Origin of the sequence: Pseudomonas baetica, from assembly GCF_002813455.1 — a bacterium.
Taxonomy (GTDB): Bacteria; Pseudomonadota; Gammaproteobacteria; order Pseudomonadales; family Pseudomonadaceae; genus Aquipseudomonas; species Aquipseudomonas baetica.
This window is the reverse complement of the sequence record NZ_PHHE01000001.1, coordinates 557,558-581,882: the sequence shown is the minus strand read 5'-3', so window position 1 is coordinate 581,882 and position 24,325 is coordinate 557,558. Positions and strand designations below refer to the sequence as shown.

General features: G+C 59.8%; 25 protein-coding genes. 2 read left to right on the top strand and 23 right to left on the bottom strand.

Annotation, left to right across the window (positions count from 1 at the left end; all coding sequences use genetic code 11):
• Nucleotides 1-71: 71 nt before the first annotated feature.
• The 11 genes from ATI02_RS02600 to flhA form a co-directional block, all read right to left on the bottom strand.
• Complete coding sequence (locus tag ATI02_RS02600; RefSeq protein WP_095190690.1) at nucleotides 72-860, bottom strand: ParA family protein; 789 nt, start codon at nucleotides 858-860, stop codon at nucleotides 72-74.
• Nucleotides 861-903: 43 nt separating this feature from the next.
• Complete coding sequence (gene motD / locus ATI02_RS02595) at nucleotides 904-1,794, bottom strand: flagellar motor protein MotD (protein ID WP_095190691.1); 891 nt, start codon at nucleotides 1,792-1,794, stop codon at nucleotides 904-906.
• A gap of 12 nt (nucleotides 1,795-1,806) precedes the next feature.
• Entirely contained in the window at nucleotides 1,807-2,547 is a 741-nt protein-coding gene (locus ATI02_RS02590) for a flagellar motor protein (RefSeq protein ID WP_095190692.1), read from the bottom strand.
• Entirely contained in the window at nucleotides 2,547-3,695 is a 1,149-nt protein-coding gene (locus tag ATI02_RS02585) for a protein-glutamate methylesterase/protein-glutamine glutaminase (RefSeq protein ID WP_095190693.1), read from the bottom strand. Before ATI02_RS02585 ends, ATI02_RS02590 begins: the two co-directional genes overlap by 1 nt.
• Nucleotides 3,696-3,744: 49 nt before the next feature.
• Complete coding sequence (locus tag ATI02_RS02580; RefSeq protein WP_100845351.1) at nucleotides 3,745-6,006, bottom strand: chemotaxis protein CheA; 2,262 nt, start codon at nucleotides 6,004-6,006, stop codon at nucleotides 3,745-3,747.
• 35 nt (nucleotides 6,007-6,041) lie between these two features.
• Complete coding sequence (locus tag ATI02_RS02575) at nucleotides 6,042-6,830, bottom strand: protein phosphatase CheZ (protein ID WP_095190695.1); 789 nt, start codon at nucleotides 6,828-6,830, stop codon at nucleotides 6,042-6,044.
• Between the two features lie 17 nt (nucleotides 6,831-6,847).
• Nucleotides 6,848-7,219 carry a chemotaxis response regulator CheY gene (locus ATI02_RS02570; protein WP_008072643.1) on the bottom strand — a complete coding sequence of 124 codons (372 nt, stop codon included), beginning with the start codon at nucleotides 7,217-7,219 and terminating at the stop codon, nucleotides 6,848-6,850.
• A gap of 166 nt (nucleotides 7,220-7,385) precedes the next feature.
• A complete protein-coding gene (gene fliA, locus ATI02_RS02565) occupies nucleotides 7,386-8,126 on the bottom strand; it encodes an RNA polymerase sigma factor FliA (RefSeq protein ID WP_100845350.1) in 741 nt (246 codons plus the stop codon).
• Complete coding sequence (gene fleN / locus ATI02_RS02560; RefSeq protein ID WP_003222917.1) at nucleotides 8,123-8,953, bottom strand: flagellar synthesis regulator FleN; 831 nt, start codon at nucleotides 8,951-8,953, stop codon at nucleotides 8,123-8,125. Before fleN ends, fliA begins: the two co-directional genes overlap by 4 nt.
• Nucleotides 8,954-9,069: 116 nt before the next feature.
• A complete protein-coding gene (flhF, locus tag ATI02_RS02555; RefSeq protein WP_095190698.1) occupies nucleotides 9,070-10,410 on the bottom strand; it encodes a flagellar biosynthesis GTPase FlhF in 1,341 nt (446 codons plus the stop codon).
• Nucleotides 10,411-10,421: 11 nt separating this feature from the next.
• A complete protein-coding gene (flhA, locus tag ATI02_RS02550; protein WP_095190699.1) occupies nucleotides 10,422-12,551 on the bottom strand; it encodes a flagellar biosynthesis protein FlhA in 2,130 nt (709 codons plus the stop codon).
• Nucleotides 12,552-13,158: 607 nt separating this feature from the next.
• On the opposite strand from flhA, the gene ATI02_RS02545 reads away from it, so the two are divergent.
• Entirely contained in the window at nucleotides 13,159-13,518 is a 360-nt protein-coding gene (locus ATI02_RS02545) for a DUF6124 family protein (RefSeq protein WP_100845349.1), read from the top strand.
• A 128-nt stretch (nucleotides 13,519-13,646) separates the two neighbouring features.
• Here the strand turns inward: ATI02_RS02545 and ATI02_RS02540 are convergent, their stop codons facing one another.
• Entirely contained in the window at nucleotides 13,647-14,309 is a 663-nt protein-coding gene (locus ATI02_RS02540) for a hypothetical protein (protein ID WP_095191123.1), read from the bottom strand.
• 342 nt (nucleotides 14,310-14,651) lie between these two features.
• On the opposite strand from ATI02_RS02540, the gene ATI02_RS02535 reads away from it, so the two are divergent.
• Nucleotides 14,652-15,095 carry a hypothetical protein gene (locus tag ATI02_RS02535; protein ID WP_100845348.1) on the top strand — a complete coding sequence of 148 codons (444 nt, stop codon included), beginning with the start codon at nucleotides 14,652-14,654 and terminating at the stop codon, nucleotides 15,093-15,095.
• Nucleotides 15,096-15,126: 31 nt separating this feature from the next.
• Here the strand turns inward: ATI02_RS02535 and flhB are convergent, their stop codons facing one another.
• The 11 genes from flhB to ATI02_RS02475 form a co-directional block, all read right to left on the bottom strand.
• Nucleotides 15,127-16,266: a flagellar biosynthesis protein FlhB gene (flhB, locus tag ATI02_RS02530; RefSeq protein WP_100845347.1), complete on the bottom strand. Its 1,140-nt coding sequence runs from the start codon at nucleotides 16,264-16,266 to the stop codon at nucleotides 15,127-15,129.
• Nucleotides 16,267-16,269: 3 nt separating this feature from the next.
• On the bottom strand, nucleotides 16,270-17,055 hold the full coding sequence (gene fliR / locus ATI02_RS02525; RefSeq protein WP_100845346.1) for a flagellar biosynthetic protein FliR: 786 nt from the start codon (nucleotides 17,053-17,055) through the stop codon (nucleotides 16,270-16,272).
• 3 nt (nucleotides 17,056-17,058) lie between these two features.
• Nucleotides 17,059-17,328: a flagellar biosynthesis protein FliQ gene (gene fliQ, locus ATI02_RS02520; protein ID WP_095191127.1), complete on the bottom strand. Its 270-nt coding sequence runs from the start codon at nucleotides 17,326-17,328 to the stop codon at nucleotides 17,059-17,061.
• Nucleotides 17,325-18,083 (bottom strand): flagellar type III secretion system pore protein FliP, encoded by a 759-nt coding sequence (fliP, locus tag ATI02_RS02515; RefSeq protein ID WP_095191128.1) that lies wholly within the window; start codon nucleotides 18,081-18,083, stop codon nucleotides 17,325-17,327. Before fliP ends, fliQ begins: the two co-directional genes overlap by 4 nt.
• Nucleotides 18,083-18,556 carry a flagellar biosynthetic protein FliO gene (gene fliO, locus ATI02_RS02510; protein ID WP_095191129.1) on the bottom strand — a complete coding sequence of 158 codons (474 nt, stop codon included), beginning with the start codon at nucleotides 18,554-18,556 and terminating at the stop codon, nucleotides 18,083-18,085. Before fliO ends, fliP begins: the two co-directional genes overlap by 1 nt.
• Nucleotides 18,557-19,015 carry a flagellar motor switch protein FliN gene (gene fliN / locus ATI02_RS02505; RefSeq protein ID WP_053118377.1) on the bottom strand — a complete coding sequence of 153 codons (459 nt, stop codon included), beginning with the start codon at nucleotides 19,013-19,015 and terminating at the stop codon, nucleotides 18,557-18,559.
• Between the two features lie 58 nt (nucleotides 19,016-19,073).
• Nucleotides 19,074-20,042, bottom strand: coding sequence for a flagellar motor switch protein FliM (fliM, locus tag ATI02_RS02500; RefSeq protein WP_038363850.1), 969 nt, complete (start codon nucleotides 20,040-20,042; stop codon nucleotides 19,074-19,076).
• A gap of 9 nt (nucleotides 20,043-20,051) precedes the next feature.
• On the bottom strand, nucleotides 20,052-20,555 hold the full coding sequence (gene fliL / locus ATI02_RS02495; protein ID WP_095191131.1) for a flagellar basal body-associated protein FliL: 504 nt from the start codon (nucleotides 20,553-20,555) through the stop codon (nucleotides 20,052-20,054).
• Nucleotides 20,556-20,766: 211 nt separating this feature from the next.
• The gene (locus ATI02_RS02485) at nucleotides 20,767-22,137 is read right to left on the bottom strand and encodes a flagellar hook-length control protein FliK (protein WP_100845345.1); all 1,371 of its coding nucleotides are present in this window, start codon (nucleotides 22,135-22,137) and stop codon (nucleotides 20,767-20,769) included.
• Between the two features lie 105 nt (nucleotides 22,138-22,242).
• Entirely contained in the window at nucleotides 22,243-22,590 is a 348-nt protein-coding gene (locus ATI02_RS02480; protein WP_095191133.1) for an Hpt domain-containing protein, read from the bottom strand.
• Between the two features lie 31 nt (nucleotides 22,591-22,621).
• Nucleotides 22,622-24,325, bottom strand: coding sequence for an ATP-binding SpoIIE family protein phosphatase (locus tag ATI02_RS02475; protein ID WP_100845344.1), 1,704 nt, complete (start codon nucleotides 24,323-24,325; stop codon nucleotides 22,622-22,624).

Sequence of the window (24,325 nt, the reverse complement as noted above, 5' to 3'; positions counted from 1 at the left end):
TTTCAGGAGCACCGCCAAGCCAGATCAAAAGATCGCAGCCTGCGGCAGCTCCTACCGGGGTCAAAATCATTTCAAGCCACCTGCGGAACAAGTTGTTGCGCCAACAGATGCTTGAGCAGCGCGCGGTAAGCCAGCACGCCACGGCTCTTGCCGTCGAATTGCGAAGGCGTGACACCGGCGCGGCTGGCATCACGCAGACGCGTATCAACCGGGATGTAACCTTGCCAGATCTCCTCCGGAAACTTGTCGCGCAGCACGCGCAATGTACCGAGCGACGCTTGGGTGCGACGGTCGAACAGGGTCGGCACGATGCTGAACGGCAGCGCCTGTTTGCGCGAGCGGTTGATCATCGCCAGGGTGTTGACCATGCGTTCCAGGCCTTTGACCGCCAGGTGCTCGGTCTGCACCGGGATCACCAGTTGCTGTGCCGCCGCGAGGGCGTTGACCATCAGCACACCGAGCAGCGGCGGGCTGTCGATGACGGCGTAATCGAAGTCCTGCCACAACTGCGCCAGACTCTTGGCGATCACCAGACCCAGACCACTCTGCCCCGGCGACTGACGCTCAAGGGTCGCGAGTGCGGTGCTGGACGGCAACAGGGAAATGCGTTCGTCGCTGGTCGACAGCAGCAACTGCCCCGGCAGGCCTTGCGGCACGCTGCCCTTGTGCAGAAACAGGTCGTAGTTGCTGTGTTCCAGGCTGTCGGGGTCGTAGCCAAAATAGCTGGTCATCGAGCCGTGCGGGTCGAGATCGACCACGACCACGCGCTTGCCCGCCTCCGCCAGCAAACCGGCTAAAGCGATGGAAGATGTGGTTTTACCAACACCACCCTTTTGATTGGCGACTGCCCAGACTCTCATTCGTTTCTTTCCTCCCGGCCGAGATGCTCGACCGAGACATGGCTCAGCGTATTAATGCGGGTGACGGAGAATTGACGGCACTCTCGCGTCCCGGCGTCTTGACCGGGGTCGGTGCAGTTTGTGTGCCAGCGCGCTTGAGTGCGGCATCCGGTTGCGCGTTGGCGGTTCCGGTGCCCGTGAGGCTGCGGCGTACATCAAGATTGCGCGACACCACCAACACCACACGACGGTTTTTCGCCCGGCCTTCGGCGGTGGCGTTGTTGGCCACTGGCTGGAACTCGCCGTAACCCACCGAGGCGAGGCGACCAGGGTTGACACCCTGCATCGCCAGCATGCGCACGATGCTCGCCGAACGCGCCGAGGACAGCTCCCAGTTGGTCGGGTACTGCGCGGTGCGGATCGGTTGATCGTCGGTAAAACCTTCGACGTGGATCGGGTTGTCGAACGGTTTGAGAATCGCGGCAACCTTGTCGATGATATTGAACGCGATGTCGCTCGGCATCGCGTCACCGCTGCCGAACAACAGGCTGGAGTTGAGTTCGATCTCGACCCACAACTCGTTGCCGCGCACGGTCATCTGGTTGGAGCTGATCAAATCACCGAACGCCGCGCTGATATCGTCGGCAATGCTTTTCAGCGGATCGCTGGCACCGGCAATGCCGGCGTCGATCTGCTCGGCGTCCTTGACCAGCGGTTTGGCCGGGGTCACGGTCTTCGGTCGTTCGTCACCGATCGGGATCGGTTTGAGCGCGCGGTCGGAATCCTTGAAAACCCCGACCAGCGCTTCGGAAATTTCCTTGTACTTGCCTTCGTTGATCGACGAAATCGAGTACATGACCACGAAGAACGCGAACAGCAGCGTGATGAAGTCGGCGTAGGAAACCAGCCAGCGCTCGTGGTTGACGTGTTCTTCCTGATGTCTGCGACGAGCCATGAGGTTATTCCCTTAGTCCATGAAGCCTTGCAGCTTCAACTCGATGGAGCGTGGGTTTTCACCTTCGGCGATCGACAGAATGCCTTCCAACAACATTTCGCGATAACGCGACTGTCGCAACGCGATTGACTTCAACTTGGCCGCCACCGGCAGCAGGATCAGGTTGGCACTGGCCACGCCGTAGATGGTCGCAACGAACGCTACGGCAATGCCGCTACCCAACTGCGTCGGATCGGCGAGGTTGCCCATCACGTGGATCAGGCCCATCACCGCACCGATGATGCCGATGGTTGGCGCATAGCCGCCCATGCTTTCGAAGACTTTGGCCGCTTCGATGTCGCGGGCTTCCTGAGTGTAGAAATCCACTTCGAGGATGCTGCGGATCGCTTCCGGCTCGGCGCCGTCGACCAGCAATTGCAGGCCTTTGCGCGAGTAGCTGTCGGGTTCGGCGTCGGCCACCCCTTCCAGGCCGAGCAGGCCTTCTTTACGTGCGGTGAGGCTCCAGTTGACCACGCGGTCGATGCCGCCGGCCAGGTCCACGCGTGGCGGAAAGAAGATCCAGGCAAGGATCTGCATCGCGCGTTTGAACGCGCTCATCGGCGATTGCAGCAGCGCGGCACCGATGGTGCCGCCCAGTACGATCAGTGCCGCCGGGCCGTTGGCCAGCGCACCGAGGTGACCACCTTCCAGGTAATTGCCGCCGATGATGGCGACGAACGCCATGATGATCCCGATAAGGCTTAGAACATCCATCAGATACACGCCTCGACGATGTGCTTGCCAATATCGTCCAGACCGTACACCGCGTCAGCGAGGTCGGCTTTGACGATGGCCATCGGCATGCCGTAGATCACGCAGCTTGCCTCGTCCTGCGCCCACACCGAACTGCCGCCCTGCTTGAGCAGCCGTGCGCCTTCGCGACCGTCGGCGCCCATGCCGGTCAACACGACCGCCAGAACTTTGTCACCGTAGGATTTCGCTGCAGAACCGAACGTGATGTCCACGCACGGCTTGTAGTTCAGACGCTCGTCGCCGGGGAGGATTTTCACCGCACCACGGCCGTCGATCATCATTTGCTTGCCACCAGGGGCCAGCAGCGCCAGGCCCGGACGCAGGATGTCGCCATCCTCGGCTTCCTTGACGCTGATGCGGCAGAGTTTGTCGAGACGTTCGGCGAACGCCTTGGTGAACGCTGCCGGCATGTGCTGGATCAGCACGATTGGCGCCGGGAAGTTTGCCGGCAACTGCGTCAGGACGCGTTGCAGGGCGACCGGGCCGCCCGTCGAGGTGCCGATGGCAACCAGTTTGTAGGCTTTGCGTTTCGGTGCAGGCGACGAAGCGCTGGCAGCCGGGGCGCGAGTCGGTGCCGGTGCAGGTGCCGGACGTGCCGGAGTACTGGTGCTGTGACTGCTGCTGTGGCTGCCAAAGCTCGACGCAGCAGGAGCAGGTGTCGGTGCAGGCGCCGCAACCGGGGCCGGCGCGCTGTAGGCACTGAAACGACGATTACTGCGCGAGATGCTATGCACTTTCTCGCACAGCAGTTGCTTGACCTTATCCGGGTTACGCGAGATGTCTTCGAAATTCTTCGGCAGGAAATCCACCGCGCCGGCGTCCAGCGCATCGAGGGTCACCCGGGCGCCTTCGTGGGTCAGCGAGGAGAACATCAACACCGGGGTCGGGCAGCGCTGCATGATGTGCCGCACGGCCGTGATGCCATCCATCATCGGCATCTCGTAGTCCATGGTGATCACGTCCGGCTTGAGGGCCAGGGCCTGATCGATCGCCTCTTTACCGTTGGTGGCCGTACCGACCACCTGGATGCTCGGATCCGCTGAAAGAATTTCCGAGACGCGGCGGCGGAAAAACCCCGAATCGTCCACCACCAGGACTTTGACTGCCATAAACACTCCATTAGGTGCAGCGGGACATTGTCGCCCCGCTGCCCCGGATTCAAATACGCCGTGCGGCGTAACGCTTGAGCATGCTTGGAACATCGAGAATCAGCGCGATGCGGCCGTCACCGGTGATGGTGGCGCCGGACATGCCTGGAGTGCCCTGCAGCATTTTGCCCAATGGCTTGATGACCACTTCTTCCTGGCCAACCAGTTGATCGACGACGAAGCCGATCCGCTGCGTGCCCACGGAAAGGATCACCACATGGCCTTCGCGCTGCTCTTCGTGAGCGGCGGAGCTGACCAGCCAGCGCTTGAGGTAGAACAATGGCAATGCCTTGTCCCGCACGATGACCACTTCCTGACCGTCCACAACATTGGTGGTCGACAGGTCGAGGTGGAAGATTTCGTTGACGTTGACCAGCGGGAACGCAAACGCCTGATTGCCGAGCATCACCATCAGGGTCGGCATGATCGCCAAGGTCAGCGGCACCTTGATGACAATCTTCGAGCCCTGGCCCTTGGTCGAGTAGATGTTGATCGAACCGTTGAGCTGGGAAATCTTGGTCTTCACCACGTCCATGCCGACACCGCGACCGGACACGTCGGAGATCTCGGTTTTGGTCGAGAAACCCGGGGCGAAAATCAGGTTGTAGCACTCGGTATCGCTCAGGCGATCCGCTGCATCCTTGTCCATCACGCCGCGCTTTACCGCGATCGCACGCAGGACGTCCGGATCCATGCCTTTGCCGTCATCGGAAATCGACAGCAGGATGTGGTCGCCTTCCTGTTCGGCCGCCAGTACCACGCGACCGCCACGGGCCTTGCCCGAGGCTTCGCGTTCTTCCGGCGACTCGATGCCGTGGTCGACAGCGTTGCGCACCAAGTGGACCAGCGGGTCGGCCAGGGCCTCGACAAGGTTTTTGTCGAGGTCGGTTTCTTCGCCGACCAGCTCCAGGTTGATCTCTTTCTTGAGCTGACGCGCCAGGTCGCGAACCAGACGCGGGAAGCGCCCGAAGACCTTCTTGATCGGCTGCATCCGCGTTTTCATCACCGCGGTCTGCAAGTCAGCCGTGACCACGTCGAGGTTCGACACGGCCTTTTGCATGGCTTCATCGCCGCTGTTGAGCCCCAGGCGCACCAGACGGTTACGCACCAGCACCAGCTCGCCAACCATGTTCATGATTTCGTCGAGACGTGCAGTGTCGACCCGCACGGTGGTCTCGGCTTCGCTCGCCGGTTTTTCCGGTGGCGGTGCAGCCGGCGCACGGGCTGGAGCCGGTGCAGCAGCGGCGGCCGGTTTCGGCGTTTCGGCTTTCGGCTCAGGCTTGGCCGCAGGTTTCGGCGCCGCAGCGGCCGGTGCCTTGGCGGCTGGCGTAGCGACGGTCGAAGCGGAGCCCGCAGAGGCAGTACCGACTTCGCTGAACTTGCCTTTGCCGTGCAATTCGTCGAGCAGCGATTCGAACTCGTGATCGCTGATCAGATCGCTGCCGGCAGCAGCGGCCGCTGGAGCAGCCGGCGCAGGTGCCGAAGCAATCGCCGACTCCAGCGCATCCACGGCAAAGTTGCCCTTGCCATGCAACTGATCGAGCAAGGCTTCGAATTCGTCGTCGGTGATGTCAGAGCTGTCGCCCTTGGCCGGTGCCGCAGGGGCTGCCGCCGCTGGCGCAACCGCGTCCACCGCGAACTGGCCCTTGCCGTGCAACTGATCGAGCAATGACTCGAACTCGGCATCGGTGATTTCATCGCTCGCAGCTTCAGCGGCCGTTTGTGCAGGGGCCGCGGCCGGGGCTTCGGCTTCGGCCTTGACGGCGTTCAGCGAGTCCAGCAGTTGTTCGAATTCGTTATCGGTGATGTCGCCCGAATCGCCTTCGGCGACCAGCTCTTCGATCATCTCGGCCACTGGCGAAGCCGGGGCTTCATCCGCCGTTTGCGGCTCGGCCAGACGTGCCAGCGCAGCCAGCAGCTCCGGCGTCGCAGCCGTGATCGGTGCACGCTCACGGACTTCGCTGAACATGCTGTTCACCGCGTCCAGTGCTTCGAGGACAACGTCCATCAGTTCTGCATCAACGCGACGCTCACCCTTGCGCAGGATGTCGAACACGTTTTCGGCGATGTGACAGCACTCCACCAGCTCATTGAGCTGAAGGAAGCCGGCGCCCCCTTTTACAGTGTGGAAACCGCGAAAAATTGCGTTGAGCAGATCTGCATCATCCGGACGGCTTTCCAGCTCGACCAGTTGTTCGGACAGTTGCTCAAGAATCTCGCCGGCCTCAACCAGGAAATCCTGAAGGATCTCTTCATCGGCGCCGAAGCTCATTAATGGGGTGCTCCTACAGGTCTAAAAACCTAAACTCAAAATCCAAGGCTGGATAGCAAATCGTCCACATCGTCCTGACCGGACACAACGTCTTCTCGTTTATCGGCATGAATCTGCGGACCTTCACCCTGCGAGAGATGTTTTTGTGGATCTTTTTCTGCAAGCATCGCCGCACGGTCATGTTCGATGCCCGCAAAGCGGTCCACCTGACTGGCCATGAGCACGAGTTTGAGCAAATTGCTTTCAACTTCGGTGACCAGTTGGGTCACGCGCTTGATCACTTGACCGGTCAGGTCCTGATAATCCTGAGCCAGCAGGATGTCGTTCAGATTGCTCGACACCGCACGGTTGTCCGTGCTGCTGCGCGACAGAAAACCGTCGACCCGGCGCGCCAGTTCGCGGAACTCTTCAGCCCCGACTTCACGACGCATGAAACGACCCCAGTCGGTACTCAAGGCCTGGGCTTCATCAGCCAGGCCATTGACCACCGGTGTGGCGCTTTCCACCAGATCCATGGTGCGGTTGGCCGCGGCCTCTGTCAGCTTGACCACATAGCCCAGGCGTTCGGTGGCGTCGGTGATTTGCGACACTTCCTCGGCCTGCGGCATGTGCGGATCGATCTGGAAGTTGACGATCGCACTGTGCAGTTCGCGTGTGAGCTTGCCCACTTCCTGATACAGGCCGCGGTCACGGGTCTGATTGAGCTCATGGATCAGTTGCACAGCGTCGCCGAACCTGCCTTTTTCAAGGCTCTCGACCAGTTCGACCGCGTGTTTTTTCAGGGTCGATTCGAAATCGCCCTGTGAAGATTCGTTATGCTCCATAGCTCCCCCGCGCGTCATCAGCCGATGCGTTCGAAAATCTTCTCGATTTTGTCTTTCAACGCCTGAGCCGTGAAAGGTTTGACCACGTAGCCGTTCACACCGGCCTGAGCGGCCTCGATGATTTGCTCGCGCTTGGCTTCAGCGGTCACCATCAGCACGGGCAGATGCTTGAGTTTTTCATCGGCACGCACGTGACGCAGCAAGTCGATACCGGTCATGCCCGGCATGTTCCAGTCCGTTACCAGAAAGTCGATGCTTCCGCTGTTGAGTACCGGAATGGCAGTAATGCCATCGTCGGCCTCGACGGTGTTGGTGAACCCAAGATCGCGCAGCAGGTTCTTGATGATCCGCCGCATCGTTGAGAAGTCATCAACGATGAGGATTTTCATGTCTTTGTTCAATTCGACCTCCAAGCAGTCTTAAACGCGCCCAGCACCTGGGCGCGCCACTTCAATCAATCGGCGCAGCACTCGAAGACTGTCTGGAGCACAACAGAGCAAGACCGGTGCCGTTCATCACCGCACCAGCCTCGTTCGCAGTGTCCCCACACTGCCTTCAGCGCGCTCGCCACTCCCCCAAACGCCCCCGCAAACGGGCCGCGCACTGGCTGTGTAACTGGCTGACCCGCGATTCACTGACGCCAAGGACTTCACCGATCTCCTTGAGGTTCAGCTCTTCGTCGTAGTACAGCGCCAACACCAGTCGCTCACGCTCCGGCAAATTGGCAATCGCGTCCGCCAGCGCCGCCTGGAAGCGTTCATCTTCCAGATCGCGTGACGGCTCAAGATGAGCACTGGCGCCATCCTCGTGCAGCCCTTCGTGTTCGCCGTCCTGCAAGAGGTCGTCGAAACTGAACAAGCGGCTGCCCAGGGTGTCATTCAAAATCCCGTAGTAATCGTCGAGACTCAATTGGAGTTCGGCCGCAACTTCGTGATCTTTAGCATCACGGCCGGTTTTAGCTTCAATTGCGCGAATTGCGTCGCTGACCATACGGGTATTGCGGTGAACCGAGCGTGGCGCCCAGTCCCCTTTGCGCACTTCGTCGAGCATCGCGCCGCGGATTCGAATGCCCGCGTACGTTTCGAAACTGGCGCCTTTACTGGCGTCGTATTTGGTCGAGACTTCGAGCAGGCCGATCATCCCGGCCTGGATCAGGTCTTCGACCTGGACACTGGCCGGCAGACGCGCCAGCAAGTGGTAAGCAATGCGTTTGACCAGTGGCGCGTAACGCTCGACCAGCTCGTATTGCGCATCACGGGCCGACTTCTTGTAGAGGTTGTAGCCACTGGTTGTCATAGGACGGGTCCTGCGGTCTGTTGCACGAGGCGCTCGACGAAAAACTCGAGGTGCCCGCGCGGGTTCGCCGGCAGCGGCCAGGTATCGACCTTCTGCGCGATCGCCTTGAACGCCAGCGCGCACTTGGAACGCGGAAAGGCTTCATAGACGGCGCGCTGCTTCTGCACGGCCTTGCGCACGCTTTCGTCGTACGGCACGGCGCCGACGTATTGTAGGGCCACATCAAGGAAGCGATCCGTGACCTTGGTCAACTTGGCGAACAGGTTGCGACCTTCCTGCGGGCTCTGCGCCATGTTGGCCAGAACGCGGAAGCGGTTCATGCCGTAATCGCGATTGAGCAATTTGATCAGTGCGTAGGCGTCAGTGATCGAGGTCGGCTCATCGCAGACCACCAGCAACACTTCCTGGGCGGCGCGAACGAAACTGACTACCGAGTCACCAATACCCGCAGCGGTGTCGATCACCAGCACGTCGAGATTGTCGCCGATGTCACTGAAGGCCTGAATCAGACCGGCATGTTGCGCCGGGCTCAGGTGAACCATGCTCTGGGTGCCGGAAGCGGCCGGCACGATGCGAATCCCGCCGGGGCCTTGCAACAAAACGTCGCGCAGCTCGCAACGGCCTTCGATGACGTCGGCCAGTGTGCGTTTGGGTGTCAGCCCCAGCAGAACGTCAACGTTCGCCAGCCCCAGGTCAGCGTCCAGCAGCATGACCCGACGGCCAAGCTCTGCCAGCGCCAGAGACAAGTTCACTGACACGTTAGTCTTGCCGACGCCACCTTTGCCGCCGGTCACTGCGATCACCTGTACGGGATGCATGCTGCCCATGTTATTTCTTTACCTTGTCTTGCATAGACGGAGGCCACATTACTGGCTGCGCGTTCACAACCGGAACAATGCGTGGCAGACCATCGATGTAGGTACAAAAACTGTTCATGAATACCTCAGCCAACCTGCTTGGTCGGGCTGTGATAGATATCAGCGAACATGTCAGCCATGGCTTCTTCGCTGGGTTCTTCCTGCATTTGCACGCTGACGGCGCGGCTGACCAGTTGATGACGGCGCGGCAGATGCAGATCATCCGGAATCCGTGGGCCATCGGTCAGGTACGCGACCGGCAATTCATGACTGATCGCCAGGCTTAACACTTCGCCAAGGCTGGCCGTTTCATCCAGTTTAGTCAGGATGCACCCGGCAAGCCCGCAACGCTTGTAACTGTGATAAGCGGCGGTTAGAACCTGTTTCTGGCTGGTGGTTGCCAGCACGAGATAATTTTTTGAACGAATACCACGACCGGCCAGACTTTCCAGCTGCATGCGCAGGGCCGGATCGCTGGCTTGCAGGCCGGCGGTATCGATCAGCACCACGCGTTTGCGCAGCAGTGGGTCCAGCGCCTGGACCAGCGACTGGCCCGGGTCGACGTGCGTTACCGGTACGTTGAGAATCCGCCCCAGGGTTTTCAGTTGTTCCTGAGCACCGATGCGGAAACTGTCCATGCTCACCAGCGCGACATTCTGCGCGCCGTACTTGAGCACGTAGCGGGCAGCAAGCTTGGCCAGCGTAGTGGTCTTGCCCATGCCGGCAGGGCCGACCATCGCAATCACACCGCCCTCTTCCAGCGGCTCGACTTCCGGTACGGCAATCATCCGCGCCAGGTGCGCCAGCAGCATGCGCCAGGCCTGACGAGGTTCTTCAATATCGGTGATCATCGCCAGCAGGTCGCGCGACAAAGGGCCGGACAGGCCGATACGTTGCAGACGACGATACAGGTTGGCTTGCGCCGGACGGCTGCCTTGCAGCTGATTCCAGGCGAGAGTGCCGAGCTGCACTTCCATCAGCTCGCGCAGACTGTTCAATTCGAAACGCATCGAATCCAGCGCACGCGGGTCAACACCGCCAGACGACTGCGCAGGTGCTGGCGCCGGACGTGCCGGGGCGGCGTAAGTCGGCTCGCTCAACGGTTCGGCAGCGGTCAGCGGCAGGCCGGCCGTCAACGGCAGCCCGGCGAACAACTGGCGATTGGTGTTGCCGTCGGCCTCACCCCGCATGCTCAATTCGGCCTGGGCGGTGACGATGCGCGACTGCGTCTTGCGCAGCTCGTCTTCGAGCTCCATGTTCGGAACCCGTGGCGCCAGCGCCGACAATTTGTAATCCAGTGCCGCCGTCAACTCGACACCGCCGGCAATGCGGCGATTGCCAATGATGGCGGCATCAGCGCCCAGCTCATCACGAACCAGCTTCATGGCCTGACGCATATCGGCGGCAAAGAAACGCTTAACTTGCATAAACCACTACCTCAGCCGTTGGGCCCTACTGTCGCAACGATGGTCACTTGCTTGTTGTCCGGTATTTCCTGGTAGGCCAGCACGTGCAGTCCAGGGACTGCCAGGCGGCCAAAGCGCGAGAGCATCGCGCGGATCGGGCCGGCTACCAAGAGGATCACCGGCTGACCTTGCATTTCCTGACGCTGCGCCGCTTCAATCAGCGAACGTTGCAGCTTCTCGGCCATGCTTGGCTCCAGCAGAACGCCCTCTTCCGAGCCTTGTCCTGCCTTCTGCAGACTATTGAGCAATATTTGTTCCAACCTTGGCTCCAAGGTGATCACAGGCAGCTCGGACTCAGTGCCTACAATGCTTTGGACGATGGCGCGCGATACGCCAACCCGCACCGCCGCCACCAACGCGGCGGTATCTTGACTCTTCGCAGCGTTGTTGGCGATGGCTTCGGCAATACTGCGGATATCACGGACCGGTACGTGCTCGGCCAGTAGCGCTTGCAGCACTTTGAGCAGTTGCGACAGCGAAACCACACCCGGCACCAGCTCTTCGGCCAGTTTCGGCGAGCTTTTGGCCAGCAATTGCATGAGTTGCTGCACTTCCTCGTGGCCGATCAGCTCGCTGGAGTGTTTGTACAGAATCTGGTTCAAGTGGGTCGCGACCACGGTGCTCGCGTCCACCACGGTGTAGCCGAGCGATTGTGCCTGGGCACGCTGGCTGATTTCGATCCACACCGCTTCCAGACCGAAAGCCGGATCTTTGGCGTTGATGCCGTTAAGCGTGCCGTACACCTGCCCCGGGTTGATCGCCAGTTCGCGATCCGGGTAAATTTCCGCTTCAGCGAGGATCACGCCCATCAGGGTCAGACGATAAGCGCTCGGCGCCAGATCGAGGTTGTCACGAATGTGCACCGTCGGCATGAGGAAGCCCAGATCCTGCGAAAGCTTCTTGCGCACACCCTTGATCCGCGCCAGCAATTGCCCGCCCTGGTTGCGGTCCACCAGCGGAATCAGGCGATAACCGACTTCCAGGCCGATCATGTCGATCGGGGTCACGTCATCCCAGCCAAGCTCCTTGGTTTCCATGGCGCGGGCCGGCGATGGCAGCAGTTCCTGCTGACGCTTGACCTCTTCCAGCGCGACGACTTTGGCCACGTTTTGCTTTTTCCAGAACAGGTATGCGCCGCCAGCAGCCAGCGCAGCCATGCTCAGGAACGAGAAGTGCGGCATGCCCGGTACCAGGCCCATGACCGCCATCAAACCTGCGGCCACCGCCAAAGCTTTTGGCGAGGCAAACATCTGGCGGTTGATCTGCTTGCCCATGTCTTCCGAACCGGAAGCACGGGTCACCATGATCGCTGCTGCTGTTGATAACAACAGTGATGGCAATTGCGCCACCAAACCGTCACCGATGGTCAGCAAGGCGTAAACCTTGCCAGCGTCGGCAAAAGTCATGTTGTGCTGGAAGATACCGACGGCCATGCCGCCGATGAGGTTGATGAACAGAATCAGCAGGCCGGCGATGGCGTCACCGCGTACGAACTTGCTGGCACCGTCCATCGAACCGTAGAACTCGGCCTCTTGGGCGACTTCCTGACGGCGCGACTTGGCCTGATTCTGGTCGATCAGACCGGCGTTGAGGTCGGCGTCGATCGCCATTTGTTTGCCAGGCATCGCGTCGAGGGTGAAACGCGCGCTCACCTCGGAAATCCGCCCGGCACCCTTGGTCACCACGACGAAGTTGATGATCATCAGGATCGCGAATACCACGATACCGACCACGTAGTTACCGCCGATCACCACTTCACCGAAGGCCTGAATCACCTTACCGGCGGCGGCGTGGCCGTCCTGACCATGGAGCATCACCACCCGCGTTGACGCCACGTTGAGCGCCAGGCGCATCAGCGTCGCCACCAGCAAAATGGTCGGGAACACCGCAAAATCCAGTGGCCGCAAGGCGTAAACGCACACCAGCAACACGACGATGGACAAGGCAATGTTGAAGGTGAAGAACACGTCCAGCAGGAACGGCGGGATCGGCAACATCATCATTGCCAACATGACCAGCAGCAACAACGGCACACCCAGATTGCCTCGACTGAGGTCGGCAACGTTCGAGCGAGCAGTGCTGAGTAACTGAGAGCGATCCACCGGTTTTCCCCGTTCCTTTAAAGCAAACTTTTGACGCCCAGAGCGGGCTCACGGCGGCTACTGCAAGAAGCCTTCCAACTTTTGCCAATGATCAAAACAGAGGGGTTTATCGGGAAAATTTCGCTGCCTGGACTGACGCTATCGCGAGCAAGCCCGCTCCCACACCGGATCTTCAGCGAATACAGATTGGGTGTATCACACAGATCCCCTGTGGGAGCGGGCTTGCTCGCGAAGAGGCCATCAACGACAGCAAGGGACCGACCAGGAATCACGGCGCCTCTTAAACGCTAGTGTTTAAAAGACACCTCCAGACACGCCTTCGAGGCTACACATCCTTGCGCCATTGCCTACAGCCAAGCCAGAATCCGCCGGCTTGTGCGCCCTGGGGGCGGGTTCTATTGTGGTCCGGTCGCTGACGAATCAGCGATCGGGTCTCGCAGCCCGTCGATCTCTGGACGCACAACACCCGCTATTTTATGGCGGCTGTACGTGGGAGACCTTCGGGTCTGCCGGTTCTAGAGTCCCGGTCTGCGACCCGCGTATAGCTGCCACCCTCATTCGTCTCGCAGCGAACGTTGGCAGCTCCAATGACTCTAGGAGCTTCACCATGATCAAACCAACACCCAACCCGCCCGAAACCGACGCCACCTCGCCCTACGAATCCCTCGATTCAAAAAAACTCCACGAAGCCGCCGACCGCGCACTCGATCACTACCTCTGCCCGCCCGGCTCCACGCCACCTCCACGTAGAGCCCGCAGGATGTACGCCGCTACCGCAGACTTCAAAAACGAGGAACTGCTCGCCGATGCCTGCGAAACCCTCGCTTGCGCAAAAACCATCGCCAATGACTTCGCCCATCTCATACCCGCGTCGCAGCGCAGGACGCTGCTGGGCATTGCGCAACTGATCATGCAGGGCGAATTGGCGGTCAATCGCGTGCTGGATAATCTGCAATTGCCTGGTTAGTCCGCTGATCACTGTCGTGAAGATCGCTCCCACGCAATGCGTGGGAGCGATGAGATCGCAGCCTTCGGCAGTGCCTGGAATGGATGCAAGTGCTGCCGCAGGCGACGATCTTTTGCGATATACGCTGACTACTGCGCCGTCAAAACCTGCTCGGGCTTAATACTGCCAAAGCTGAGCTGTTTGCCATTGATGTATCGAGTGCCGCGGAACATGTGCTGCCCACCCACCTCGACGAAATCCTCATTCATATACATGAGCACGATCACTGACACAGGCGCACTGACGCCAGGAAGATGACCTTGCAGCAGATTGAGCGCCCAATGGAATTCGAAGATCGGTAAATCATCGATTTCAATCTGGCGCACCTCATTGAGCAATCGGATGTCTTTGCAGGCAGTAATGCGCAACTTGTTCTCGAGCACTTCAAACATTGGCTTGCCATAACGCACTTCATAATCAGCGCCGGTCGCCCATTGATTCATGTAGTACAACGGAGAGGTGAACAGCTCGAACAAGCCCTTGTTGTCATGAATACTGCCAGCGGCGCCAAACAGATAGTTGTAGGAGTAGTGGTAAGCCAGGCCATCCAGCTCAGGCCGAATAGCGTTGACAGGGTTGTGCAGATAACCGGGGATATTAAGGTTGGCCATTTGCACAAAGTGAGTGAAGTCCAGCCGCATGTCGAAAGTGACCGTATAACGAATGGCCCGCTCATTCGGGCTCTCTTCCAGCTTGCCGTCTACATAGTCCAGCGTCATTCCTTCGAGTTTTCTATAGATACGTTCTGCCATGATCGCGCTTCCTGAACAGCGGAGAAATTCCACCACTCATGTGATCCGTTTTCAACACCAACGTCTACTGTCAGAAATTACAGGTAAAGCACCGTTTCCGATGAACGGTACGCCCCGTGCAAGTTAATAAGGATCGCGCCACAGGTCCGGTGGAATCGGCAGGGCGTCTTTCGACGGATCCGAGCGTTTGCTTTTAGGAAAAGCGGCGAAAAACCGGGACGGATTTATTTATCTTAAAAAGCCTTTCGGACGAACGGTTCGCATACCTGTGATTTCTGACAGTAGATGCGTTTTCTTATATCTGCTTGAGTAGCCACTCCTCAACTCAGCAGGACAATAGCCATGACCCCGAACAATAAGATCATCGAAGATTTCAATGATATGAAAGATTGCGCATATGGCGGCAACCAGGGATTCAGCAGACCCCATATGGACTTTAAATTCATTAGTCGACCTGATGAGACCTCTGCAATGGCCATCAGGAGCGCTCCGGATCGAGAGCACTTCGGAGGCAAGGTATTAGCGGTGATGGGTGGCAAGCTTAAAATAAGCTTGAACACGGCCGTTTCGGCTATCAGTTTCCGATTCATCAATGCCGGTAATGGATTCAAAGCCTATTTCTATGATGAAAATAATCAGGAACTAGGGCAGAAGGACGAGGAAGCACAGGGTGACGGCACAACGCTGAAGGAGTTGAAATTCGAACATCCGGGCATATACCACATCCACATCATCGAACCCAACGGAACGATCATGTTTTTTGACAATATCGAGGCGACTTCATGACGGGAGCCAGTCGCTTCGCAGGTGCCTGAACTCAAGAGTCGCGCCGCAGGTCCGGCGGTATCGGCAAATCATCCTTGAGCGGATCCGGGCGCTTGCCCTTGCCTGCGCGGTACTGGCGGATCTGGTAGACGTACGCCAATACCTGCGCAACCGCCAGATACAGCCCGCCGGGGATTTCTTCTTCAAGCTCGGTGGAGTAGTAGATCGAGCGCGCCAGCCCGGGCGATTCGAGGAGCATGACGTTGTTGGCCACGGCGATTTCGCGGATCTTCAATGCGAGGAAGTCGCTGCCCTTGGCCAGCAACAGCGGCGCCCCACCCTTTTCCGAATCGTATTTGAGCGCCACCGCATAGTGGGTCGGGTTGGTGATGACCACGTCGGCGTCGGGAATCGCCGCCATCATCCGCCGCTGCGACATTTCGCGCTGGGTTTGCCGGATGCGCTGCTTGACCTCCGGCCGGCCTTCCTGGTCCTTGTGCTCGTCGCGCACTTCCTGCTTGGTCATCTTGAGCTTTTTCATGCTCTCCCAGATCTGCACCGGGACGTCGACCGCCGCGATGATGATCAGGCCGCAGGCCAGCCACAACGAACTCCAGCCGACCAGCACCACGCTATGAATGATCGCCTGTTCCAGCGGCTCATGGGCAATGCGCAAAAGGTCATCGACGTCCGCCGACAACACCAATAAGGCCACCCCCAGGGTGATCAAAAATTTCGCCAGTGCCTTAAGCAATTCGATGACGGCCTTCATCGAGAACATCCGCTTCAGGCCTGCCCCAGGATTCATCCGGCTGAACTTGGGCGCCATCGAGCCTGCCGCGAACAACCAGCCACCCAAAGAGATCGGCCCGATCAGCGCGGCCAGCAACAGGGTGATCATGATCGGCTGAATCGCTACCAGCGCGATCTTTCCCGATTGCAGGAGAAACGCGCCCATGGAGCCCTGATCCATGATCACCTCACGCGACAGCGTGAAGTTCAGGCGCATCAGCTCCATCAAGTCTTCGGCGAGCATACCGCCGAACACCAGCAGTGCGCCGGCACCGGCCATCACCACCGCGAGGGTGTTGAGCTCTTTGGAGCGGGCAATCTCGCCCTTCTCACGGGAATCCTTTTTACGTTTCTCCGTGGGGTCTTCTGTTTTGTCCTGACCGCTTTCGCTCTCTGCCATGACTCAGCGCGCCCGTGCCAGTTCGCGTAACAACTGCAAGGCCTCGGTGGCCAGCGGCTGGTACTGATTGAGAATGTCTGCCAGGCCGACCCAGACGATGAACAGCCCGAGCACCAGGGTCAGCGGAAAACCGATGGAGAAAATGTTCAGTTGCGGCGCGGCGCGGGTCATCACGCCGAAAGCGATGTTGACCACCAGCAACGCGGTCACCGCCGGCAATACCAACAACAGCGCCGCCCCCAGAACCCAGCCAAGCTTGCCGGCCAGCTCCCAGTAATGCGCGGTCATCAGCCCACTGCCGACCGGCAATGTCGTAAAACTTTCGGTCAGCACCTCGAAGACCACCAGATGGCCGTTCATCGACAGGAACAGCAAGGTCACCAGCATGGTGAAGAACTGTCCGATCACCGCCACCGAGACGCCGTTGGTGGGGTCGATCATCGAGGCGAAACCCATCCCCATCTGGACCGCGACAATTTGCCCGGCCACCGCAAAAGCCTGGAAAAACAGCTGCAGGGAGAACCCGAGCACGGCGCCGACCAGAATCTGTTCGGCAATCAGCAGCAGACCACTGAGATCAAGTGGACTGACAGCCGGCATCGGCGGCAGGCCCGGCACGATCACCACGGTAATCGCCACGGCGAAATACAGGCGCACGCGTCGCGGCATGAGGGTTGTGCCGAACACCGGCATGACCATCAGCATCGATGCCACGCGAAACAGCGGCAACATGAACGTCGCCACCCAGGAACTGATCTGGGTGTCGGTCAGCTGAAGCAGCGATTGCATGGCTTAGCCGATAACCATCGGAATGTTTTTGTACAGCTGAATGATGTATTCCATGAAGGTCTGCACGATCCACGGACCGCCGACGATCAGGGTCACCAGCATCACCAAAAGACGCGGCAGGAAGCTCAGCGTTTGTTCGTTGATCTGCGTCGCCGCCTGAAACATCGACACCAGCAGACCGACCAACAGACTTGGCACCACCAGGATGGCGACCATCATGGTGGTCAGCCACAGGGCTTCGCGGAATATGTCGACCGCGACTTCTGGCGTCATGGCGTGACACCTCCAAAACTGCTGGCAAGCGTGCCGATAATCAGCGCCCAGCCATCCACCAGCACGAACAACATGATCTTGAACGGCAGGGAAATGATCAGCGGCGAGAGCATCATCATACCCATCGCCATCAGTACACTGGCCACGACGAGGTCAATGATCAGGAACGGAATGAAGATCATGAAGCCGATCTGGAACGCGGTCTTGAGTTCGGATGTGACGAACGCCGGCACCAGAATGGTCAGCGGCGCCTGATCCGGGGTGGCGATGTCAGTGCGCTTGGACAGGCGCATGAACAGCTCCAGATCGCTGGTACGCGTCTGCGCGAGCATGAAATCCTTGATCGGCACCTGGGCTTTTTCCACCGCTTGCTGGGCGGTGAGTTTTTCCGCCAGATACGGTTGCAGCGCATCGTTGTTCACCCGGTCGAACACCGGGGCCATGATGAACATGGTCAGAAACAGCGCCATACCGGTGAGGATCTGGTTCGACGGCGTCTGTTGCAGCCCGAGGGCCTGACGCAGGATCGAGAAGACAATGATGATCCGGGTAAAACTGGTCATCAGGATGACCGCCGCCGGGATAAAACTCAGCGCGGTCATGATCAGCAGGATCTGCAGACTGACCGAATACTCCTGAGCGCCGTCGGCGTTGGTGCCCAGCGTGATCGCCGGGATCGACAACGGATCGGCGGCCAATGCCAGCGGCGCGGCCAGCATCAGAGCCAGCGTCAAGACGATGCGTAGCGCACCCATTACTTCTTATCCTTCTGATCCTTGCCGAGAATCTTCAGCAGGTGCTGGGCGAATTCCGGCGTCGCTTTCTCGCTGCCACCCGGCACCTCGACCGGCTCCTTGAGCACGTGCAGCGCGGTGATGGTGCCAGGGCTCAGCCCGAGCAGAATCTGCTCGTTACCGACCTGCACCAGCATCAAACGGTCACGCGGACCCAGCGCGCGCGAACCGATCAGCTCGATCACCTGCCCTTTGCCCGCAGGCCCCGCCTGCTGCACCCGGCGCAACAGCCAGGCGAGGAAGAAGATCAACCCCAGCACCAGCAACAGGCCAAACACAAGCTGCGTCAATTGCCCGGCCACGCCACTGTTGACCATTGGCGCAGTAGCGGCGACAGGCGCAGCAGTGGTAGCCGCCGTGCCAGCAGTTGCCGCCGGTTCAGCGGCGAGCACGCTCAATGGCAATGCCAGTAGAACCCAGAGAAACCGCTTCACTCAGCGCAGCTTCTTGATGCGTTCGCTTGGACTGATCACGTCGGTCAGGCGGATGCCGAACTTCTCGTTGACCACTACCACTTCGCCGTGCGCGATCAGCGTGCCGTTGACCAGTACGTCCAGCGGCTCACCGGCCAGGCGATCAAGCTCGATCACCGAGCCCTGGTTCAGTTGCAGCAGGTTGCGGATGTTGATGTCAGTGCTGCCCACTTCCATCGAGATGGACACCGGGATATCGAGGATCACGTCCAGATTCGGACCGTCCAGCGTCACCGGATCGTTGTTCTTCGGCACGCTGCCGAACTCTTCCATCGGCAGACGGTTGGAGCTCGCGGCGCCAGCGTCGGCGGCCAGCAGTGCGTCGATGTCAGCCTGGCCGGCATCACCGGTTTCTTCGAGGGCGGCGGCCCATTCATCAGCCAGTGCCTGATCGTCCTGGGCGTTCATATCGTCGTTCATCATGTGTCCTCGGCGGGCAACAATTCAGTTAGTGCAAAAAAGGGGGTACGGCGCCGTTTCAGCGGCGCTCGATTGGCTCGATAACCTGCAACGCGAGGTTGCCTTTGTGCGAGCCCATCTTGACCTTGAAGGCCGGCACGCCGTTGGCGCGCATGATCATTTCTTCCGGCATTTCCACCGGGATCACATCCCCCGGCTGCATGTGCAGGATGTCGCGCAGTTTCAACTGGCGGCGGGCCACGGTGGCACCGATCGGCACGTCGACATCGAGCACGTCCTGGCGCAGGGCGTTGACCCAGCGCTCGTCCTGATCGTCGAGGTCCGACTGGAAACCGGCGTCGAGCATTTCGCGCACCGGCTCGATCATCGAGTACGGCATGGTCACGTGCAGATCGCCGCCACCGCCATCGAGTTCGATGTGGAAGGTGGAGACCACAATTGCTTCGCTCGGGCCGACGATGTTGGCCATGGCCGGGTTCACTTCCGAGTTGATGTACTCGAAGTTGACTTCCATGATCGCCTGCCAGGCTTCTTTCAAGTCGACGAACGCCTGCTCCAGCACCATGCGCACCACGCGCAGTTCGGTCGGGGTGAATTCACGCCCTTCGATCTTGGCGTGACGGCCATCGCCGCCGAAGAAGTTGTCCACCAGCTTGAACACCAGTTTGGCGTCGAGGATGAACAGCGCAGTGCCGCGCAACGGCTTGATCTTGACCAGGTTGAGGCTGGTCGGCACGTACAGCGAGTGCACGTACTCGCCAAACTTCATCACCTGTACGCCACCGACGGCAACGTCCGCCGAGCGGCGCAGCATGTTGAACATGCTGATGCGAGTGTAACGGGCAAAACGCTCGTTGATCATCTCCAGAGTCGGCATGCGTCCACGGACGATGCGATCCTGGCTGGTCAGGTCGTAGCTTTTGACACTGCCGGGTTCGGCAGCGTTATCGGTCTGTACCAGACCATCGTCGACGCCATGCAACAGCGCATCGATTTCATCCTGGGACAGCAGATCCTGCACGGCCATGTCGTGTTCCTACTGCAGTACGAAATTAGTGAAAAGCAACTGTTCGATCACCACTTTGCCCAGCTCCTTTTGCGCCACTTCCTGGACGCTGGCTGTAGCCTTCTGGCGCAACATCTCCTGCCCGACCGGCGTCGCCAATGTGGCGAAATCCTGACCGGAGAAGAGCATTACCAGGTTGTTGCGAATCACCGGCATGTGCACTTTCAGCGCTTCCAGATCGGCCTGATTGCGGCCCAGCATGGTGATGCTCACCTGCATGTAGCGTTGACGGCCATTCTGGGTGTAGTTGGCGACAAACGCCGGCGCCATAGGCTCGAAAATCGCCGGTTGCTTGCCGACCGGCGCAGCATCGGCGGCCTCGGCAGGCTTGCTTTGGGCACTGTGCATGAAGAACCAGGTCGCCCCCACGGACGCGCCAATGGCCAGCAGCAACGCCAGCACGATCACGATGATCAGCTTGAGTTTGCCTTTGGTCGCGGGGTCTTTTACTGCTGCTGTTTCGCTCTTCGCCATGCCAATAATCCGTCACTATTCGGGTTTTCACAGTCGCACGGCAAGGCAAGAGCAAGTGTTATGCCAGAAGTGTCGGAGCAAATTGGGAGAACACACAAAACCAATGTGGGAGCGGGCTTGCTCGCGAATGCAGTGTGTCAGTCAACATTAATGTTGAATGGCAATCCGCATTCGCGAGCAAGCCCGCTCCCACAGGGGGTACAGGGTTGTGTCAGGCGTAATAGTCGACGGCGCTGGAGCCGATCACACTGGCGGTCTGCGCGGTAGCTTCGGCCACGCTGACAGGCGCCAATTCTTCATCCGCCGAATCCAGACGACCACCGGCAGCGCTGCTACGACCACTCTGGCCCTGCTGCGCCTGTTCCTGACCTTGCTGGCCCTGCCAGCCACGGTTCTGGTCAGACACGTTAACGTCGACCTGGCCCATGCCCTGCTGGTTGAACATCTCCCGCAGACGATGCATCTGCCCGTCAAGCGCTTCACGCACACTTGGGTGCGCGCTCATGAACGTCACTTGCGTCTGCTGGTCCGGCACCATGTTCACGCGGATATCCAGGCGACCGAGTTCGGCGGGCTGCAATTGAATGTCCGCCGCCTTCAGGTTGACGCTCGACAGATACATGACGCGGTTGACCACTTCTTCCGTCCAGCCGCTTTGATGCATGGCGATCGGCTGGTTCACCGGCACGGCGTTCGCAGTCTTCGGCGTGGCAGCCTGAGTCAGTGCAGCCAGGCGGTTGGCAAAGTCATCGACGCGGGTATCGCTGGTCGCGGTTTTCAGGTCTTTCAGACCCTCGTCGATCAACCCGCTGAAGGCTTTCTCGCCACCCTGACTGGTGCTGTCCTTGTCGGACTGCACGTCGAGCATGCTCGCCATGCCGGCGGCAAAGTTCTGCGCCGAGGTCAATTCACCGTCAGCCTGAGCTTGCGCAGGGGTCGCTTTCGGTTGTGCCTGGCTGGCAGCGGAAATGTGCCCGCCCTGCTCCATCGCCATGCGCACGGCCGGCAACGCATCGAGTGGATCGGTTGAAGGATCGAAATCGCTGTCGGCGCTGGCTGCCGGGTCTTTGACCACACTTGGCAACACGGCGACTGCCGGGGTTTCGGTTTTCGGCGCGGCGCCGGCTTCGACGACCGGAGCTGGCACTACGACTGGGGTCACTACCGGCTGCACTACGGCGGCCAACGCAGGATCCAGCGTCGGGTCGACCGGCGCGGCGTCGGTCACCGGGGTCTGCGACGTATCAATGGCGTCATCGCCGCTGACGGACTTGTCATCGGTCGCGGCAGGCTTGTCGGCAGGCAAGGCATTGCCGCTATCGGCAACGGCAGGCTTGGAAGTGGCCGACTGATCCTTGCCGACGTCCTTTTTGCCGCCATTGTCAGCGACCTTGTCACGCGGTGATTTGACCGAGTTGTCAGCGCTCGTCGCAGGCTTTTTCGAACCTTGATCGGCGAACACTTGAGCGAAGCTTGAGGCCTTGTCCCCGGCGTCTGCGGCCATTGCCGAGGTTTTGGCAGAGGCGGCCTGAGCCTTGGCCTGGGCGGCGTTCTGAAGAAGAATGTTGGGGGTCGCAGGCATGAAACGGTCTCCGCTGCACTGGGCTCGTAGGTACAGTTGGCGGAGATAACTGCAAGTGCCGGGCCAGTTTTGTCCGACGCTTGAGAAAAGCGCCGGACGGTGGGATCAGTGCGTGTGAGCGGGATGTTTTTCGCTTTCGTAAACCGGACGAACTTCAGCAAATTCGCCGCTGATCTCAGCGACCAGTTTGACTATTTCCGCCGGGCTCTTGTCTTTGGCGTCCGATTCGAGTTCCTGGCAGAGCGCCGCCAGGCGGACAGCTCCCATGTTGCTGGCACTGCCCTTGAAACTATGGGCAACTTCCGACAACACCTTGGCATCAGAGGTCTTTTGCAACTCGCCCAAGCGACTTTCGGAATCCGCCAGAAAGGTATCCAGAAGCTCCGGATAACCCTCCTCCATGACTTCGCGCAGTACGCTCAGCGCCTCGCGATCTACATGTGTGTCAGCCACTTGTTCACTCCTTGATCAAGAATTACGCGGATTATGCCTCAACCTCCCAGAAAAACTCCACGCGAGCACTACGACCTTCGTCCGACCAACTGGCGTTGCGCCCCAATTGACGGACCAGGCTGACTCCGCGCCCCGACAGACGGACACCGTCCAGCGGTCGCTCCATCACCCTCGCCACATCGAAGCCTGCGCCGCTGTCTTCGACGCGAATGACCAGACACCCGCCCTCGCCTCGCGGCGTGACCTGCAAATGCACGCGCACGTAACCGTCCTGCAGGGACTCCAGTCGCGTGTTGCGCTGCCCATAATAGCGAGCGAATCCCGATGCATCGCGCTTGAGGCTTGAGTCGAGCCCAAGCACGCCGTGCTCCAGGGCATTGGAATACAGTTCGGCGAGCACGCTGTAGATGGCGCCACCCTGCACCCGTAATCCGTGCACTTCCAGCAGTAACTGCAACAGATACGGCAAGGGATTGAAACGCTTGAGCGTGGTACCCCGAAACTCGAAGCTCACCGACCAGTCCAGCGGGCACGACTGGCCGCTGTCGGAATACACCGGCGTCGACGGCTTGACCTGCGCGGGCGCCAGGAGGCTGACTTCGACCATGCTCACATCATCTCGAGCCTCACCGCGAAACGCTTGCAGTGCGCGCTCGATATCCTCAAACAACTGATCCGGCTCACGGTTGTTGGCAAACACCTGCTGCAGGCGCTCGACACCGAACAGTTGATCACTGGCATCACTGGTGTCGAGCACCCCGTCCGACAACAGAAACACCCGATCGCCCACGGCCATTGAATGAACTTCGGTACGATCGTCGAACGCCTGCGGGCTCAGCACCCCCAACGGCAAATGCCGCGCCGCCAGCGGTTCGCGCTCGCCACTGGCGATGCGGTGCAGATAACCGTCGGGCATGCCACCGTTCCACACCTCGACCGAACGCCGTTGAAAACTAAGACACAGCAGCGTCGCGCAGCAGAACATGTCCACCGGCAGGATGCGCTTGAGCTTGGCGTTCATCTCGCGCAGGGTTTCAGCCAGCCCGCAACCTTTGGCGGTCATGCCGTAAAACACCTCCGCCAGCGGCATCGCCCCCACCGCCGCCGGCAGACCATGGCCGGTGAAGTCCCCCAACAGCACATGCATGTCACCGGCCGGCGTGTACGCCGCCAGCAGCAGATCCCCGTTGAACAACGCATAAGGTGACTGCAGGTAGCGAATATTCGGCGCACTCAGGCAACCGGAATGCGCGACTTTGTCGAACACCGCTTTGGCGACGCGTTGCTCGTTAAGCAGGTAATCGTGATGTTTGGCGATCAGGTCGCGCTGTTGCAGGACCGTGGCCTGAAGGCGCCGCAAGCGATCCATCGCCTTGATTTTGGCGGCGAGGATCACCTGATTGTAGGGCTTCGCCAGAAAGTCGTCGCCACCGGCCTCCAGACAACGGGCCAGCGCTTCGCTCTCAGTCAGCGATGTGAGGAAGATGATCGGCACCAGCGTTTCTCCGGCCAGCGCCTTGATCTGCCGCGCAGCTTCAAAGCCGTCCATCACCGGCATCATCGCGTCCATCAGGACCAGATCGGGTTGCTGGCGACGAAACAATTCGACCGCTTCTGCACCGTTGGCCGCCGTCAGGACTTCGTGCCCCTGGCGACGGACGATGGTCGACAGCAGCAAGCGGTCGGCAGCGCTGTCTTCGGCGATCAGGATGGTCAGCGGCTCTTGCGCCTGCAT

Coding starts and splice junctions, on each gene's coding strand:
- ATI02_RS02600 (WP_095190690.1), bottom strand. CDS start 860: ATGAGAGTCTGGGCAGTCGCCAATCAAAAGGGTGGTGTTGGTAAAACC.
- motD (WP_095190691.1), bottom strand. CDS start 1,794: ATGGCTCGTCGCAGACATCAGGAAGAACACGTCAACCACGAGCGCTGG.
- ATI02_RS02590 (WP_095190692.1), bottom strand. CDS start 2,547: ATGGATGTTCTAAGCCTTATCGGGATCATCATGGCGTTCGTCGCCATC.
- ATI02_RS02585 (WP_095190693.1), bottom strand. CDS start 3,695: ATGGCAGTCAAAGTCCTGGTGGTGGACGATTCGGGGTTTTTCCGCCGC.
- ATI02_RS02580 (WP_100845351.1), bottom strand. CDS start 6,006: ATGAGCTTCGGCGCCGATGAAGAGATCCTTCAGGATTTCCTGGTTGAG.
- ATI02_RS02575 (WP_095190695.1), bottom strand. CDS start 6,830: ATGGAGCATAACGAATCTTCACAGGGCGATTTCGAATCGACCCTGAAA.
- ATI02_RS02570 (WP_008072643.1), bottom strand. CDS start 7,219: ATGAAAATCCTCATCGTTGATGACTTCTCAACGATGCGGCGGATCATC.
- fliA (WP_100845350.1), bottom strand. CDS start 8,126: ATGACAACCAGTGGCTACAACCTCTACAAGAAGTCGGCCCGTGATGCG.
- fleN (WP_003222917.1), bottom strand. CDS start 8,953: ATGGGCAGCATGCATCCCGTACAGGTGATCGCAGTGACCGGCGGCAAA.
- flhF (WP_095190698.1), bottom strand. CDS start 10,410: ATGCAAGTTAAGCGTTTCTTTGCCGCCGATATGCGTCAGGCCATGAAG.
- ATI02_RS02545 (WP_100845349.1), top strand. CDS start 13,159: ATGATCAAACCAACACCCAACCCGCCCGAAACCGACGCCACCTCGCCC.
- ATI02_RS02540 (WP_095191123.1), bottom strand. CDS start 14,309: ATGGCAGAACGTATCTATAGAAAACTCGAAGGAATGACGCTGGACTAT.
- ATI02_RS02535 (WP_100845348.1), top strand. CDS start 14,652: ATGACCCCGAACAATAAGATCATCGAAGATTTCAATGATATGAAAGAT.
- flhB (WP_100845347.1), bottom strand. CDS start 16,266: ATGGCAGAGAGCGAAAGCGGTCAGGACAAAACAGAAGACCCCACGGAG.
- fliR (WP_100845346.1), bottom strand. CDS start 17,055: ATGCAATCGCTGCTTCAGCTGACCGACACCCAGATCAGTTCCTGGGTG.
- fliQ (WP_095191127.1), bottom strand. CDS start 17,328: ATGACGCCAGAAGTCGCGGTCGACATATTCCGCGAAGCCCTGTGGCTG.
- fliP (WP_095191128.1), bottom strand. CDS start 18,083: ATGGGTGCGCTACGCATCGTCTTGACGCTGGCTCTGATGCTGGCCGCG.
- fliN (WP_053118377.1), bottom strand. CDS start 19,015: ATGAACGACGATATGAACGCCCAGGACGATCAGGCACTGGCTGATGAA.
- fliM (WP_038363850.1), bottom strand. CDS start 20,042: ATGGCCGTGCAGGATCTGCTGTCCCAGGATGAAATCGATGCGCTGTTG.
- fliL (WP_095191131.1), bottom strand. CDS start 20,555: ATGGCGAAGAGCGAAACAGCAGCAGTAAAAGACCCCGCGACCAAAGGC.
- ATI02_RS02485 (WP_100845345.1), bottom strand. CDS start 22,137: ATGCCTGCGACCCCCAACATTCTTCTTCAGAACGCCGCCCAGGCCAAG.
- ATI02_RS02475 (WP_100845344.1), bottom strand. CDS start 24,325: ATGCAGGCGCAAGAGCCGCTGACCATCCTGATCGCCGAAGACAGCGCT.